This is a genomic window from Plantactinospora sp. KBS50, assembly GCF_002285795.1.
Taxonomy (GTDB): Bacteria; Actinomycetota; Actinomycetes; order Mycobacteriales; family Micromonosporaceae; genus KBS50.
This window is the reverse complement of sequence record NZ_CP022961.1, coordinates 4,363,098-4,378,790: the sequence shown is the minus strand read 5'-3', so window position 1 is coordinate 4,378,790 and position 15,693 is coordinate 4,363,098. Positions and strand designations below refer to the sequence as shown.

Annotated in this window: 9 protein-coding genes; all 9 read left to right on the top strand. The window is 71.0% G+C overall.

The features are described from left to right. The first annotated feature begins 93 nt into the window (after positions 1–93). The 9 genes from CIK06_RS18765 to CIK06_RS18730 all read left to right on the top strand — a co-directional run bounded on the left by CIK06_RS18765 (position 94) and on the right by CIK06_RS18730 (position 15,690). A protein-coding gene (locus tag CIK06_RS18765) for an IS3 family transposase (RefSeq protein ID WP_369915989.1) occupies positions 94–1,517 on the top strand; the annotation gives its coding sequence in 2 pieces (ribosomal slippage) (positions 94–451 and positions 451–1,517; 1,425 coding nt in all). A 683-nt stretch (positions 1,518–2,200) separates the two neighbouring features. Then, positions 2,201–2,860 carry a VWA domain-containing protein gene (locus tag CIK06_RS18760; protein ID WP_198347943.1) on the top strand — a complete coding sequence of 220 codons (660 nt, stop codon included), beginning with the start codon at positions 2,201–2,203 and terminating at the stop codon, positions 2,858–2,860. A gap of 2 nt (positions 2,861–2,862) precedes the next feature. Further along, positions 2,863–4,290, top strand: coding sequence for a protein kinase (locus CIK06_RS18755; RefSeq protein ID WP_095565924.1), 1,428 nt, complete (start codon positions 2,863–2,865; stop codon positions 4,288–4,290). Next, positions 4,287–7,796: an AAA domain-containing protein gene (locus CIK06_RS18750; protein WP_095565923.1), complete on the top strand. Its 3,510-nt coding sequence runs from the start codon at positions 4,287–4,289 to the stop codon at positions 7,794–7,796. The genes CIK06_RS18755 and CIK06_RS18750 overlap by 4 nt, the downstream gene beginning before the upstream one ends. After that, entirely contained in the window at positions 7,777–9,357 is a 1,581-nt protein-coding gene (locus CIK06_RS18745; protein WP_095565922.1) for a hypothetical protein, read from the top strand. Before CIK06_RS18750 ends, CIK06_RS18745 begins: the two co-directional genes overlap by 20 nt. 32 nt (positions 9,358–9,389) lie before the next feature. Next, the gene (locus tag CIK06_RS18740) at positions 9,390–11,696 is read left to right on the top strand and encodes an AAA family ATPase (protein WP_095565921.1); all 2,307 of its coding nucleotides are present in this window, start codon (positions 9,390–9,392) and stop codon (positions 11,694–11,696) included. After that, a complete protein-coding gene (locus tag CIK06_RS18735; protein WP_095565920.1) occupies positions 11,696–13,783 on the top strand; it encodes a hypothetical protein in 2,088 nt (695 codons plus the stop codon). Before CIK06_RS18740 ends, CIK06_RS18735 begins: the two co-directional genes overlap by 1 nt. 712 nt (positions 13,784–14,495) lie before the next feature. After that, positions 14,496–14,639: a hypothetical protein gene (locus CIK06_RS29560; RefSeq protein WP_157756853.1), complete on the top strand. Its 144-nt coding sequence runs from the start codon at positions 14,496–14,498 to the stop codon at positions 14,637–14,639. Next, positions 14,629–15,690 (top strand): site-specific integrase, encoded by a 1,062-nt coding sequence (locus CIK06_RS18730; protein WP_232533721.1) that lies wholly within the window; start codon positions 14,629–14,631, stop codon positions 15,688–15,690. The genes CIK06_RS29560 and CIK06_RS18730 overlap by 11 nt, the downstream gene beginning before the upstream one ends. Positions 15,691–15,693: the final 3 nt, after the last annotated feature.

The window sequence follows — 15,693 nt, the reverse complement described above, 5'->3', positions numbered from 1 at the left end:
TGTCTGTCAGGGTGAGTTGAGGCCAGCGGTTCATAGCAAGTCCGCTGGACAGGGCGAGTTCAGGATCGAGATTCGTTGACTACTGCTGTTGAGATGGTTGTGGCTCAGGATGGGGTCATGAGTCGTGGGAAGGGTCCGCGTTCGGGTGGGCCGCGGGCACGTCGGTCGTTCACGCCGGGGCAGAAGCTGGAGTTGCTGGCCGGGTATGAGCAGGCCGTCGCGGCCGGTGAGGGCGGGGCGTTCCTGCGGCGGGAGGGCTTGTACTCGTCGTTGATGTCGGAGTGGCGCCGGGCCCGTGACGCCGGCCTGTTGCAGGGCAAACCGGCCGGGGAGACGGTCGGGCGGCCGTCGGCGGAGCAGGCGGAGATCGCCCGGCTGCGGCGGGAACTGGCGCAGGCGCAGGCGAGGCTGGCGCGGACCGAGACGGCGTTGACGATCATGGGAAAAGCGCGAGAGCTCTTGGAGGACATCTCCAGGAGCGAGCCGGACGGTCCGGACGTGTTCGGGCTCGGCAAGCGCTGATGGCCGCCTACCGGGAGTTGACCAGCACCGGTACCACGACTCGGCAGGCGGCGGCGATGACCGGGATCGCCCGGTCCAGCGCGGACCGGGACCGGCGCCGGCCGACACCGTCGCGACCGGCCCGGCGGACGCCGGCGAACGCGCTCACCCCGAGTGAGCGCGGGCAGGTGCTGCGGCTGTTGAACAGCCCGGAGTTCGTCGACGCCGCCCCGGCGCAGATCTACGCGGCGTTGCTGGACCAGGGCGTCTACGTGGGCTCGATCGCCACCATGTATCGGCTCCTACGCGAACACGAGCAGGTCCGCGAGCGTCGCCGGCAGGCCCGGCACCCCGCCAGGCGGCGTCCCGAGTTGATCGCCGACCGGCCGGGGCAGGTCTACACCTGGGACATCACGAAGCTTGCCGGACCGGTCAAGGGTGTCTACTACGACGCCTACGTAATGATCGACATCTACTCCCGGTACATCATCGGTGTCCGCGTGCACGCCCGCGAGTCCGGACCCCTGGCGGAGTCGATGATGCGCGAGGTGTTCGGCACCCATGGTGTCCCGCACGTCGTGCACGCCGACCGGGGCACCTCGATGACCTCGAAATCGGTCGCTGACCTACTCGAAGACCTTCAGGTCACCCGCTCGCACTCCCGGCCGAAGACCTCCAACGACAACCCGTACAGCGAGGCATGGTTCAAGACGTTGAAGTACGCGCCGGTCTTCCCGGACCGGTTCGCGTCCCTGGCCCAGGCGCGGGCGTTCATGGCCGAGTTCGTGACCTGGTACAACCACGCCCACCGGCACTCCGGGATCGGCATGCACACCCCCGCCGACGTCCACCACGGCCGTCACCACACCGTCCGCGCCAACCGCGAGGACACCCTCACCGCAGCCCGCACGACGCACCCGGAACGGTTCGGCGCCACCCGGCTACTACCCAAGATCCTCGACCTGCCCGAACAGGTCTGGATCAACAAACCCGAGCCGCAACCACACGCCGCTTAACTCCCGCTGGCCTCAATCCCTTGACACGTTCCGACACGCCATCTGGGCGATGTCCTCGACCCGGGCCAAGCGAACAGTCAGCGAGGAACCCACCACCGAATCGTAGGCCGCGCAAAATACGTCCCGAACCGGACTTCCTGACGGCGACCCGCTCGGCCGACAGCCCGGACGCCGTGTCACCCAACACCGTCAACGTTCGTGGTCATGGCAGTAGCCGCGGCATTGCCGGAACCGGTGGAAGGATCTTCCTGCCCCTGACCTGAGAACCTGGATCGGTAGATCGGTAGATCGGTAGCCGGCCGAGGCGGCCAGCAGGTCGCGTGTATGGGCAGCAGCCCGGCGCCGGCATCGACGACGAGCTGACGTTCGGGCGACGCGAGTCAATGTGACGGATATTTGACATCCTGTTCGCCGCGATGGGCGGAGGGTTCATCAGGGCCGGCCAAGGCGGGAGGCTGGCACTGGCCGATTCCCGGTGTAATCCCTGGCAGATGGGCGTGTGCACGCCGGGTTTCGCACGTGCTGGTAGCCCATGAACCTGAGCTGGTGAGGGAGGCGATCGCTGCGCTCGATGGACCAGCATTGAGCAACTCTCGGTTCGGATGCCTTGACCGAATCGAATGCGAGGCGCATCCTGCGATGTTCCATGTGGATGGACGCCAGAGAGTGACGTAGGAGTATTCGTGGTCGACGCACCGCCCGCCCGGGTAATGGCCCAACGCCCCCGCCCGCTGCCCGTACTGATTCTGGCCGATGTCAGCGGCAGCATGGCGGATGACGGGAAGATCGGCGTCCTCAACCAGGCCGTCGCGACGATGATCCGGGCCTTCGCCGCCGAAGATTCCCTGCGGGGGGAGCTCTGGGCGGGTGTGGTCACCTTCGGCGGTCGCGGCGCGACCCTGCACCATCCGCTGGCACCGGCGAGTGAGGTGCGCTGGCAGGACATGTCGGCGGCCGGGCGGACTCCTCTCGGCGCGGCGCTCGACGTGGTGACCGACCTCCTCGCCGACGACGCCTTCGTGCCCCGCCGGGCGTTCCGGCCGACGCTCGTCCTCGTCTCCGACGGAATTCCCACCGATCAGTGGCAGCAGCCATTGGTGCGCTTGCTCGCCTCCGAGCGGGGCGCCAAGGCGCTCCGCCTGGCGGTCGGCGTCGGTCAGGAGATGGACGGCGAAGCGTTCGCGGTGCTGGACGCCTTCATCGACAACCCGCTGATCAAGGTGGGCCGGGCGGACGAGGTGCATGAGCTGACGCGGTACTTCGACTGGGTCACCGCCACCGTGACGACCCAGGTACGCAGCGGCCGGATCACCAACGATGACCTGATGGGCTTCATGAACTGACGATGTCTGCGGGGGAGCTGCGTACGGTGCGGACGAACGACCCGAACTGGAACACCAACGGACTTCAGATCGTCGTGCGGACGGAGGACGACCAGCCCATCGAATTGACACGCCGGCTCGGGGCCGGCGGGCAGGGTGAGGTGTGGGAGGCGGCCGGCGGCCGGATCGCCGTCAAGGTGCTGCACAGTCGCGACCAGCAGGCCGCCGAGCGGCTTGCCGCTCGACTCCGCGTGGTACGCCAACTCGATCTGGACCACCTGCCGCTGGCTCGCCCGCTGACCCTGTTGAAGCCGCCGCACCTTGGATACACCATGGCGATGCTCGCCGACATGGTGGCCCTGCGGCAGTTGGTCGCGCCCAGCGGCGCGACCGAGGTGCTCCGGTGGTACACCCGGACGGGCGGGCTGCGACGCCGGTTGCGTCTCCTCGGCCGGGCCGCGGCCGGGCTGTCCGGGCTGCACGCCAGGGGCCTGTGCTACGGCGACCCCTCGCCGGTCAACGTGATGGTCTCCGCGCACCTCGATCGCGAGCACGTCTACCTCATCGACCTGGACAACATCGCGGTCATGTCCGAGGTCCGCGGGTCCGCCTACGTCACGCCCGGGTATGCCGCGCCGGAGGTTCTCACCGGCAGGCTCGGCGTCTCCAGCCTCAGCGACGCCTTCGCGTTCGGGGTCATGGCCTTCGAAACGCTTGCGGTGCTGCACCCGTTCATCGGTGACCTCGTCTACGACGGCGAACCGGAGCTGGAGGAACGGGCGTTCGCCGGCGAGCTGCCGTGGGTGGACCATCCAACCGATCCCGCCAACCGCGCGAGCTTCGGCCATGCCCGCGACCTGGTTCTGACGCCCGGTCTGCGGGCGCTCGCGGCGCGCACGTTCGAGGCGGGGCTGGCCGACCCGGCTGCCCGTCCGACCGTGGGCGAGTGGCGCACCAAGCTGTACGAGGCAGCCGATATGACTCTCACCTGCGCCGGCTGCTCCGGCTCGTACCTGGGAAATCAGCCGGCCTGCCCCTGGTGCTCCGACCCGGCCCCGCCCGCCCTCGTGGCGCGTGTGTTCACCCAGGTGCCGGCGCAGGGCGGGGGAGCACCCGTCACCGGGCCGCCCACGCAGGCGTTGCTGGTGCAGCAGCAGATCCAGACGGCAGTGTCGGCCCGGATCGCGATGGCGTCGGACGGCGACGCGGAGCGCGGCGTGGCGACCCTGTGGTTCGACCGGTCCGGCCGGCTTACGGTGGCCAATCGTGGGGACCGTCCGATCTGGGTCGTCGGGCCGGGCGGCGGACCCTGCCTGCCGGTGGAGCCCGGCCACGACTCGGCCATTCCGGGGATGGCCTCGCACGCGGCCTGGGAGCTGCACTTCGGGCCCGCCCACGAGGCCCACCGGTTGCTCAGATTCGATCATCTGGTCCGGGAGCGGAGCGCATGAGTTCACCAACGCTCGACGGCGGTCGGGGCCGCCCTCAGCCGCGTCGGTCCGGCGCGGGCCGGCCCGGTGCCAGCGGCCGCGGCGGCGGTGGCGACCAGGCCAGCGGTCAGAACTATCGGCCCCGGCAGGGACGGCTCGCTCCGTTGCCCGGCGCGGCGACCCTGGTCTCGCTGCGCTGGCAAATGTCGAGCGACCTACCCGAGGTGACGGTCGACGAGACCGAGGCGGTCTTGGGCCGCAGCCCGTCCGGCAGTGTGGTCGTGGAAATCGCCGGCAAGCGGGCGATGGCCACCGGCGCCACCCCGGACGACGACCGTACGCTGCAACGGTTGCTCACCCACGGGCAGGCCCGGGTGGCGATGGTTCTCTACCTCGATCCAGCCCAGGTTGGCTCCCCCTGGCCCCGCCTCGACCTCAACATCCATCTCTACGAGAAGGGGCCGGCCGGGACCCCGCTGGCGATTGGCGTCGCGGACAAGGAGTTCACCCGGATCCACCGCGCGGCCGGTGACCGGGCCGAACGCCGCCCCCCGGAGTGGGCGCTGAACTGGCTGACCGAACGGCTCGTGCTGCCGCCGCTGCCCGGCTCCGCGCCCGACGCGCCGGGCCGGTTGGTCATCTCCGCAGGCCCGCGACACAGCACCGACGAACCGGTCGCGTTCCGCATCCACGGTCGCGGGGTGGCGGTCGACGTACGGACGGTCGGCGATAAGGCGTTGCTGAGTCGGGTGGTGCTACGTGGCCACGACGGGACCCAGGGGCCGCTGGCGCTGATCCACCGCACCGTCACCTTCACCGACGAGTCCCAGGCCACCCGCCTGCGGGAGGAGATGAAGCGCCAGCTGGGCAAGCTCGCCTCCGGCGAGGGCTTCCTGGCCATGTGGAACTCGTACAACCGCAAGGAGGCATGGTGGACGCACCGCAGCGTGCGGGACGCCGGCTACCTGAAGTACGACACCGTCCGCCGGCAGAACGACGGCGTCCTGCGGTTTCTCGTCACGGTCCCGACCGGATCGGATGCCAGCCGTTTCTCCCTGCTCGACCGGGCGGACGAGCAGCACGACACGCCGCTCGAACTGGAGGCGGCCAGCGCGTTGCCGCCGGCGCTCCTGCGCGATCCGGCCGCGGACGACCAGGCGTGGGGGCTGCTCGACGACGAACTGGCGAGCGAGGCGTTCGCGGGCGAGGTGGTCGCGGTCAACGCCGCGGCGGCCACGATCGATGTGCGTCCCACCCCGCGCCCCGGTCCGGTCGGACAGGCCGGGCCCCAGCCGCCCCCCGCCGGATTCCTGTACCTGTCCTTCCGTGGCGACCGGCGTCGGCTGCTGCGCCGCAGGGAGGCGTTCGGTCGGGTGCTCAAGGCGCAAACCCGCATCCCCAACCTCCTCGCGCTGCTGGAGGGCGACCCGGTGTCGTCGCCCCTGCCGGAGCGGCGGATTGCGCCGGAGTCCGTGGCCGCGTGGCAGGTCTTCCGGGGCGGCGAGCCCACCCGGGCACAACGTCGGGCGCTCGACGTCGCGCTGAACACGCCGGACATCGCGATCATCCAGGGCCCGCCCGGCACCGGTAAGACGCAGGTGATCGCGGCCCTGCAGACGCGGCTCGCCGAGGCCGGCCATGGGTACGCCCGGTTGCGTGGGTCGATGTTGCTGACCAGCTACCAGCATGCCGCGGTGGACGAACTGGTGGAGCGGTCGACGGTGTTCGGTCTGCCGGCCAACAAGGTCGACCGGACCGGACGCGGCACCACCGTCCAGGTCGACAGGTGGCAGGCCGAGACGGTGGCCGCGCTGGACGAACGCCTCCGGCAGAGCGCTCAGGGCCGAGGCGTGGTCGCCCTACGGCGTGCCGCGGCGCTCGCCGCCGGTTACCTGCTGGCGCCCACCGACCCGGCCGGAACGGCCGTCATGTTGCATGAGCTGCTGGAGACCACCGGCGATCTGGTGCCCGGCCGGCTCGCCGATCGGATCCGGGATCGGCTGGGCGCGCCGCCGCGCCCGATCGTCGTGTTCGCCTCGGACGCCGAGGAACTGGCGGTTCGCGCGGTTCGCGGGATCCGGATGACCGGTGAGTCGTTCGGTGACGACGGGCCGGCGGCGGCCGCGAAGGCGCTACGACGGATCAGCGCGCTCGACGGCGCGGACGTGCCGGCCGAGGTGCTGGACCTGCTAACCAGGGCGGCGCAGTGGCGCGGAGACGAGCCGCCGCCGTTCCTCGCCGAACTGACGCCGGCGCGCGCCGCCCTGCTGGAGCTGCTGGCCCGGCCGGTCGGCCCGAACCCGGATCCCGCCGTCGACCCCGACCTGCGCCGGCTGCTCGAGGACGTGGTGGACAGCCTGGCCGACCGGGTGGCCGAGTCACCCGGCGACGGGGTGGCGCTGGCCCTCCTCGAGTACCGGGAGGCGCTCGACGGTGACCCGGCCGCCGTGCAGTGGACGTTGCGCGAGTACACCGCCTCGTACGCGGCGACCTGCCAGCAGGTGGCCTCGCCCAGCATGGCCGACGCCAAGGGGCAGTCCCGCGTGGACGAGGTGGTGTTCGACACTGTGATCGTCGACGAGGCGGCCCGGGCCAACCCGCTCGACCTGATGATCCCGCTGATTCACGCCAGTCGTCGTATCGTGCTCGTCGGCGACCACAACCAGCTTCCCCAGATGCTCGAACCGGACGTGGAACGCGAGTTCGAGCCGGACATGCGCAAGCTGCTGTCGGAGAGCCTGTTCCAGCGGCTGTTCGAGAGCCTGGACCGGCCGGGAGTGCCGGTGCCGCGGGTGGTGACCCTGGACACCCAGTTCCGGATGCACCGGGTGCTCGGTGAGTTCGTCAGCCGCAACTTCTACGACGGGACGCTGGGTTCGATCCGACCGGATGACGCGTTCGCGCACGGGCTCACCCGGTACGGGAGCGCGGTCGCCGCCTGGCTGGACGTGCCGCCGCAGGCCGGCCCCGAGTATGGCGATCGGAGCAGGTCCCGGCCGGCCGAGGCGGCGGTCCTGGCCGACGAGGTCGCCCGGCTGCTCGACGAGGCGCCGGACCTCACCATCGGGGTGATCACGTTCTACCGCGCACAGGTGGAGGAGATCTGCCGGCAACTCGTCGCGCGCAAGTTGTTGACCCGCAACGGCGGGTCCTACGAGATGATCGACCGGCTGCGCTTCGACAGCGCCGGGCGGCGGTTGGACCGACTCATGGTCGGCACTGTGGACGCCTTCCAGGGCAAGGAGTTCGATGTCGTCCTGCTGTCGACCACCCGGTGCGCGCCCCCGCGCGACACCCCGCCGCCGCCCACCGGCCAGGACTACGGCCGCTGGGTCGCCCGTCACTACGGTCACATCACCCTGCGCAACCGGTTGTGCGTGGCGATGAGCCGGCAGAAGCGGTTGCTCGTCACGGTCGGCGCCACCGCGATGTTCCGGGCAGGTCACGCGCCGCCCGGCGTCGCACCGCTGACCGACTTCCTCGAACTGTGCCGGAAAGGTGCGCCACATGGTCACCTCGTCGCTTGACTGGTCACGGGCCCGGATCCTGATGTACGACCGCAGGCCGCCGGCCGGGGACGGGCGGATCTGCCTGCTCTGGCCGGCGTGGGCCTACCGGGTCACCGCACCGGTTCTCGAGCGGCGCAACCTGGACCTCTTCGAACGGGTGACGCTGGCGCTCTGCCAGGCCGGCATTCGCCAGCTCGACCGGATCGGCGAAATCGTCGAACTCGACGCCCGGCTGTGCGGCCACATCCTCGACCGGTCGGTGCGCAGCGGACACCTCGACGGCCGGCACGAGCTGACCGACCGGGGGCGGGAGGCGCTGCGGACCGGCACCTCGGCGCAGCTGACCGAATGGCAGGTCTGCCACGTCTTCGAGGACCCGTTCACCGGCGAGCTGTGGCCGCGCACCGCCGATCAGCTCCGCGAGGCGTACGTGCTGCGGTTCACCCCGGTGGGCGCCGAACTGGAGCTGGGCACCGCCGGCCGGTCCGACCGGACGGTGGCACACCGGACAGCGCCGCCCACCCGGGGGCCTCAGCGTCCGGGCGCGGCCCGGGTGGTGGAGGCCGCCAGCGCCGACCGGGCCGCACGGCGGGTGTTCCAGGTACGCCAGTTCGAGCGGGACCAGGGCCTTGCCCCGGCTGCCGCCCCCGGTGACATCGCCGGTCCGCAGGGCGCCGCAGCCCGGGCGGACCTGGCCCCCCAGCTCGACCGCATCGCCTTCCTCGCCGATCCGGAGCCGGTGTTCCTCGCCGGGTTCCTGGTGGTGCCGTCGGACGGCGGCGCCGAGACCGCCGAGGCGTGGACCGCCCTGGACCCGTTCGGGCTGGGTCCGAGCGACTTCTTCCAGTCGCTGATCTACCGCTTCGGTCGCGACGACGGCCTGCTCGACACGGAGATAGACCGCCGGGCCGCGGCCGAGCTGGTGGTCGCCCGCGACCAGTACCGGCAGGCGGGCGCGGAGTTGCGGGACCTGCTGGAGCGCCGCCTGGCCCACGAGTTCGGGCCGGCGGTACGCGGTGACCGGGACGCCTTCGACCTGATGCTCGAACTCGAACTGGCCGCCCAGTCGGGGGACCGCGACGAGGACCTCGAACGGGTCGCGCACACCACCCTGCGGATGTACGAGGTGCTGTTCCGCCGGATGCTCGTGGCGTACCCGGTGAGCCCGGAGACGTTCGAGTCCTTCCGCCGCAACAGGTCGTTGCGTCGGGCGATGCTGGAGGAGGCCGCCCAGCGGATCGGCTTCCACCAGGTGACCGGGCTCTACTCCGGGGTCACCGAGAACGAGTTGACGAAGACGTACCAGGGTCAGGGCCACAGCTACCTCAAGGCGTTGTGCGCCCTGTCGCTGCTGGCGGCGCAGGAGCACGCCGACCATCCGCTGCGCGCCATGGCCGCCGAGCAGCCCGACCTGCCGGTCACCCTGACCACGCTGAACGCTCTGCGCAACCGCGCCGCGCACGCCGGGCGGGACGCCGCCAATCCGCAGGACGCCCAGTGGTGCCGGGCGAGCGCCGCAGCCGCCACCCGGGCGCTGCTGACCCTGCCCGAACCCCGTACCGAAAGGACCCACCTCTGATGGCAAGAGGGGCAGCCAGGAACAAGAGGGCAATGAAGCGGCCGCCGGCGCCCCGGCCGGCGCCCACGGCCCACCCGCAGCCGCCGCTGTCGGAGACGATCACGGCGGGGGCGGCGACGGCCGAGGCCGAGCTGGGCGCCGACAGCCTGCCCGCCCCGCAGCCGGTCGCGGCGACGCCCGGCCCCGGCGACCTGGTGGACCTGTGGCAGCAGGCCACCCGGGTACGGCAGGCGTACCAGGACGCCCTGGCCGGGATCGAGCGGCGTACCCGGGAGCTGGACGCGCGGGCGGCGGAGATCGAGCGCGGCGCCGCGGCGCTCGCCGTGGGGCGCGGCGACCTCGATGCGGAGGAGGCCCGCCTGGCCAGCGCGCGGGAAGAACTCGCTGCCCGGGCCTCCGCGATCGACGCGCGCGACCGGGACCTGCTCGACCGCGAGATGGCGTTCGCCGCGAGGCAGGACCGCGAGAAGGAGGAGATCGTCGCGTCGGCCCGCGCCGAACTGAGCGCGGCGCGGGACCGGTTCGAGGCCACCCGCCACGAGTTCGACGAGGAACTGGCCCGCCAGCGGGTGCGGATCCGCGAGGAGCTGGCCGCCGAACGCGACTCCCTTGACACTGACCGGGCGACCCTCGCCGAGGAACGGCACCGCCTGCGCCGCTGGGACAACGAGCTGCGAATCCGGGAGGAGGACCTGCAGGACGCCAAGGAGATGTACGAGGAGCGGACGACGCTCTCCGTCGCTGCGGCCACCGAGGAGGTGCGGTTGCAGTCCGACCATCTGCGCCGGCTCTACGGCGCCGCCCGCTCCGACGCCGACCGGCAGAGCGAACGGCTCGCCGAGTACGAGCGGTTGCGGCGGGCGTTGGAGGACCGCGACCCGCAGGAGGTGCGGGAGGAGCTGGACCGACTGCGAGCGGAGAGCGAGGAGCTGCGTCGGCTGCGCCTGACTGCCGCCCCGGCCGAGACCGATCTGCGGCTCGCCGCCGTCGAGGAGGAGGCGCGGCGGCTGCGAGAGCGCTGCGCCACGTACGCCGCGGAGAACGAACGGCTCCAACGCCAGCTCTCCGCACACGAGATCACCGCGACGTCACTGGAGCGCCTCGCCGTCGTCAAGGAGGCGCTGGAGGCGGAGAACCGGGCCTACCGCGACATTGTGGAGGACCAGAAGCGCGACTGGCACGAGCTGGTGGAGCGTCGGGAGGGCGCCTCCCCGCTGCCCACGTGCACGGACATGGACAGCCGATACCCGGTGGCACCCGCCGACCTCGGCGACGCCGTCCCGGCGCTGCCCGATCTGGTGCGGCGGGTGCGGGCGTTGATCCGCCAGCAGCACGGCCTCTTCTACGAGGAGGCCGACCTGCGGTCGTTCCTCGGCGGCCTCGCCACCTCGCAGCTCCACCTGTTGCAGGGCATCAGCGGCATCGGCAAGACGCAGCTGCCGCAGCGTTTCGCCGAGGCGATCGGGGCCACCTCGGCGGTCGTCTCGGTGGGCGCCGACTGGCGTACCCCGCAGGACCTGATGGGCTACTACAACGCGTTTGAGCGCCGCTTCTACGAGTCGGAGTTCACCAAGGCGCTCTACCAGGCGCAGTGCCCGCAGTTCGCCGCCCAGCCGTTCTTCATCGTGCTCGACGAGATGAACCTGTCCCACCCGGAGCAGTACTTCAACGACGTGCTCTCCGCGCTGGAACGCAGGGCCAGCCGGGACGCCACGCCGGACCTGGTGCTGATGAGCGCAGGGGTGACCCCGGCTCCCCGCCTGTTGCGGGAGGGCCGGCTGCTGCCGGTGCCGCGCTCGGTGTTCTTCGTCGGGACGGCCAACCACGACGAGACCACCGTCTCGTTCGCGGACAAGACGTACGACCGGGCCCACGTCGTCGAGCTGCCGGCGAGCCCGCAGCCGTTCGACGTCGATCCGCAGGACCCGTTGCCGCGGTTGAGTTTCGCGGCGCTGTCGCAGGCGTTCGACGCGGCGGCGGCCGCCCGTCGAGCCTCCGCCGACCGGACGCGGCAGTTCCTCGCCACCGTGCTGGCCGAGCGGATGGCGACCGACTTCCGCGTCTCCTGGGGCAGCCGGCTCTACCAGCACGTCGACCGGTACGTGCCGGTGGTCCTGGCTGCGGGTGGGTCGCTCACCGAGGCGACGGACCACCTGGTCGCCACGAAGATCCTGCGGAAGCTCCGGGGGCGGTACGAAATCCGGGTCGACCAACTCCGACGGCTGCGCGACGAGCTCGCCGCGAGCTGGCCGAAGCTGGGGGACGAGGCGTGCGACGGCCAGCCGCGCCGGTCCCTGGCGGCTCTGGACGACCTCGTCCGCGACCTCGGCCACCAGTGATGACGCGGACCGAGCGGCTCTACGACCGGCTGACCGGGCGGGTCGTCCCGGCGTACCCACCACCCTCGGCCGCCACCCTCGGGCGATACGCCCGGCACACCGCGGCGCCCGATGTCTTCTCGGTCGACTTCGACATCGGTTCGCCGTCACGCCGGCGGGCGGCCCTGCCCGACGCGGTCACCGTGGCAGCGGTGCTCGCCATCGGGGAGCGGGTCGCCGGGCTCGTCCGACGCGGCGCGCCGCTCGGCGCACTGGTCGAGGTCTCGCCGATGGTGGACGGCGGGTACGCCCAGCGGATGCTGAGCCGGCAGTCCCTGGAGGCGGCCATCGACGAACACCTGCCGTACCTGCGAGCGGTCTGCTTCCGACCGGCCGCCCGCCTCCGGTCGGTCGACCGCCAGGTGCCCGTGGCCCGGGCGCGGACCGTCACCACGCGCTCGATCGTCCGGCTCGCCGCACACAGTGAGGACTGGGCGGCACGACGGCCCGACGGGGTACGCCCGGACCGGGTGCTCAGTCCCGAGCGGGAAACCGACCTCGACCTGTACGAGAACCGGGTCGTCGCCCGCCTCGTGGCCGAGCTCTCCCGGTACCTCAGCCTCCGGATGGCGCAGATCCGCAGCCTCGGCAGCATGTTCAGCGACATCCAGCGGTACATCGACGACATCAGCGGACGCCCCTGGCAGACCAGCCTCCGCCTGTGGGAACTCGTCGCCGCACTGGTCGACCAGGCCGACTGGAAGACCCAAGCCCAACTGCGACTGGCGGAGCTGGAGCAGCTCAGCAGCGCCGTCTCGGCGCTGCGCGGTTCGCCGCTCTGGCGCGGCGTCAACCGGCAGGCGGCGCTCGGCACCACACTGCGTTCCACCAACCTGTTCGGCGGGGAGGAACGTTACCGGCATGTCGCGGAGCTGTGGCGGCGGCTGGTCGCCACCCGCGCCGACAGCGAGTCCGCCGACGAGGCGGCACGACACACCCGGCGTTGGTGCGAGGGTTTCGTGCGCTACGCCTGGGTACTGGCCGTCCGCGCGTTCGACGAGTTGGGGGCGACACCCGTTGAGCCTGCAGCGGCCACCGGCCCGATGCGGTACCAGCTCCGTGCGACGGCGATGAGCCTACGGGTAGATCGCGGCGGCGTCTTCCTCATCGAACGCGACGGTGCCCCGGTCCTGCGGGTCGTCGCGCTGCCACACGCCCTGACCGCCTCCCGCACCGGGGACGCCGTAGCGGCGGAAATGAAGCGGTTGACCACGGTGGTGCCGAACGTGCCCACCGTGGTCCTCTACCCCGGCAGTCGCGAGGAGCGGCAGGAACTGCCGGTTCAAGTCCGGCTGCGCGTGTACGAGTCGCCGGCGACTCCGGCGCCGGATCATTCGGGTGCCATGTTGTGGCCGATACCGGTGTCGCCGCTGGAGGTCGACAGCGTCGTCCGCCTCGCCCGTGCGGTCCGGTGGCTGGTGGAGCAACCGCGCTTCGCCGGCTACCCGTACGCGGTGCCGTGCGGCGCGACGACGGCCGGCGACGTCGTGTCGGACATCCCTTGGCTGGCTGCCGCAGCCGACGGCATCGCCGTGACCCGAGTGCCCGGACCGCACGAATTGGTCAGCGCCCGGATGCACCTGATGGCGATCCAGCGGGGAACCGCCCGGTTCCGCCGCCTCGGCAGTAACGAGAGCGAATTGGAGAACCTGTGGGACGGCATCGAACAGGCCGTCGAGCGGACCGTGGAACTGACCCGTTGCCCGCGCTGCAACGCCCGTCCCGAGCAGCCCGAACGGGCGTTGCGTCCGCGTGCGGAAAACTGTTTCCACGTCTCCTGTACGAGCTGCGGCGCGGCTTGGGAAAGCCGTCGCTGTCGAACCTGCACGCGCAGTTACCCGGTCCTCGATACCGCCGGTGAATCGCCAAAGACTCCCGACGGGGACTGCATCGACCAGTGGTATGGCACCGACCTGCTCGTTGCGCGGTGCATGACCCGCAGCCGTGTCTTCATCTGCCCCTGGTGCGCCACGTGCGCGAATGTCCGGTCGGACAAGAATTGTCCCAGGTGCTATGCAGCAACAGGGAGCGTCGACCCGATCGCGTAGGTGATGTCCGGTTCCTCGAGCGTGCATACAGCTTATCGCGGTTGTACGCGGGTCGGCTGGCCACTGATCTGAACCCCTGTGCCTTCCGCGCCGCTACGCGGAGCGGAAGGCACAGGAGGCCTCTGATTGACCGTTGGGCGTCGGGACTCTATCGTCCGATGCATGAACACCTGTTTCCGGCAGGTGTGCAGGGTGCGTGTGGCCGATCCCCCCTCGGACACCAGTTCTGGTGGAGCTTCACCAGACATGAACCGGATTCGATTCCGTGTTGGTGTCTGCCCCGCATACTTGCGGTAAACCATGATCGCGGGCGTCGGTGGGCTACGCATCACCGTCGACGCGTAGTGACGCTTTCGCGGTTGGGCCGGTCATGACACCAACCCGCCGCCGCGACCGCGAGCGACTCATCGGCGTGCTCATTCCGGCCCCGCTTCCCGACAGACAGCGCCCCGGTCCGGCGCCGATGCCGGCGCTGCCCGCACCACATCCGCCAGCGACCGCCTCATCGAACGAGGTGTTGATCGGTATGGCGCGTCCGGACCGATCCGGTCGAGTGACCGAGCGCGGCCTGCTGGGGGCGTTGTGCTGGCCGGCGGGCCACCGCATCGACATCCACCCACAAGGCGGAATGCTCGTGGTCGCGTCAGCGCCAGCCGGACAACACGTGGTGGGCAGCCGAGGAGAACTGCCGTTACCAGCGAACGTCCGGCAAATGAGCGCGATCCTGCCGGGGCAGCCGCTGCTGCTCGCCGCTCTGGTCGTCCACGACCTGCTGGTAATTCATCCGGCCAGTACCGTCACACGGCTGCTGACCGACCTCCACGCCCAGGCGATCGGTGGTCGTCGTGTCTGCTGATCCCGCCCGTGTCGCTGCTGCCCGGCAGATGCTGGCACATTTGGGCGTCACCCTCGCCGATCTGCAGGCCGAGCCTGGTCCGGGTCTGCCGACACTGGCCGAGTACCTGCCCCAGGTCATCGCCGCAGCCGGGCCGGGCGCCCACCGCACGTATGGCACCTACTGGCGGCGGATGGCCGCTGCCTGGGGCGACCGTCCGTTGGACGCTGTCGCCGCCAGCGACATCGAGGCCATGCAGCGAGAGATCGCCGCGACCGCCCGGTCACGGCGCAACAGCCGCAACGGCCGTCACGCAGGCGAGCACGTCATCGCCGCCGCACGCGCCATCTACAACCGGGCTATCGCCGACAGACTCATCGACGCCACCGCCAGCCCCGCCCACCGGGTGCTCAAGCCCCGCCGACTACCGAGCACCCGCCGCGCCCTGACCCCCGACGAACTCGAAGAGATCAACCTCGCTGCTCGGACCAGCGGCAACGACCTCATCCTCGACTCTCTGGTACTGCGTCTGCACACCGAGACCGCCTGCCGCCGTGGCGGCGCACTCGGGCTACGACTGACCGACCTGGACACCAGCCGCGGGCTGGTGCGACTGACCGAGAAGGGCGCCACCCTGCGCTGGCAACCCATAACCCTCGACCTGGCCACCCACCTCAACGAACACGCCCGCGCCCGTGGGGCGGTCCTGCCCACCGACCGCCTGTTGCGCTACCGCAACGGTCGGCCAATCACCAGCCGCCGCTACGACCACCTATGGAAACGCATCGGCGCACAACTGCCGTGGGTGGCCGCCCAGGCCATCTCCACCCACTGGCTACGCCACACCACCCTGACCTGGGTCGAACGCCACTACGGCTACGGCATCGCCCGCGCCTACGCCGGACACACCGACTCCACCGGCCCAGCCACCACCACCTACATCAAAGCCGACCTACAAGCCGTCGCCACCGCACTGGCCGCCATGACCGGCCAACCACACCCGCTCGCCATCACCCCGAACCGTTGCCGCCTGCAGGACCGGACGGCGGAGCGTTCGGAGCCTGAGCCGTGACCC

Excerpts from the sequence above, each read along its gene's own strand:
- CIK06_RS18755 (WP_095565924.1), top strand. The coding sequence starts at position 2,863 with ATGTCTGCGGGGGAGCTGCGTACGGTGCGGACGAACGACCCGAACTGG.
- CIK06_RS18750 (WP_095565923.1), top strand. The coding sequence starts at position 4,287 with ATGAGTTCACCAACGCTCGACGGCGGTCGGGGCCGCCCTCAGCCGCGT.
- CIK06_RS18745 (WP_095565922.1), top strand. The coding sequence starts at position 7,777 with ATGGTCACCTCGTCGCTTGACTGGTCACGGGCCCGGATCCTGATGTAC.
- CIK06_RS18740 (WP_095565921.1), top strand. The coding sequence starts at position 9,390 with ATGAAGCGGCCGCCGGCGCCCCGGCCGGCGCCCACGGCCCACCCGCAG.
- CIK06_RS18735 (WP_095565920.1), top strand. The coding sequence starts at position 11,696 with ATGACGCGGACCGAGCGGCTCTACGACCGGCTGACCGGGCGGGTCGTC.
- CIK06_RS29560 (WP_157756853.1), top strand. The coding sequence starts at position 14,496 with ATGAGCGCGATCCTGCCGGGGCAGCCGCTGCTGCTCGCCGCTCTGGTC.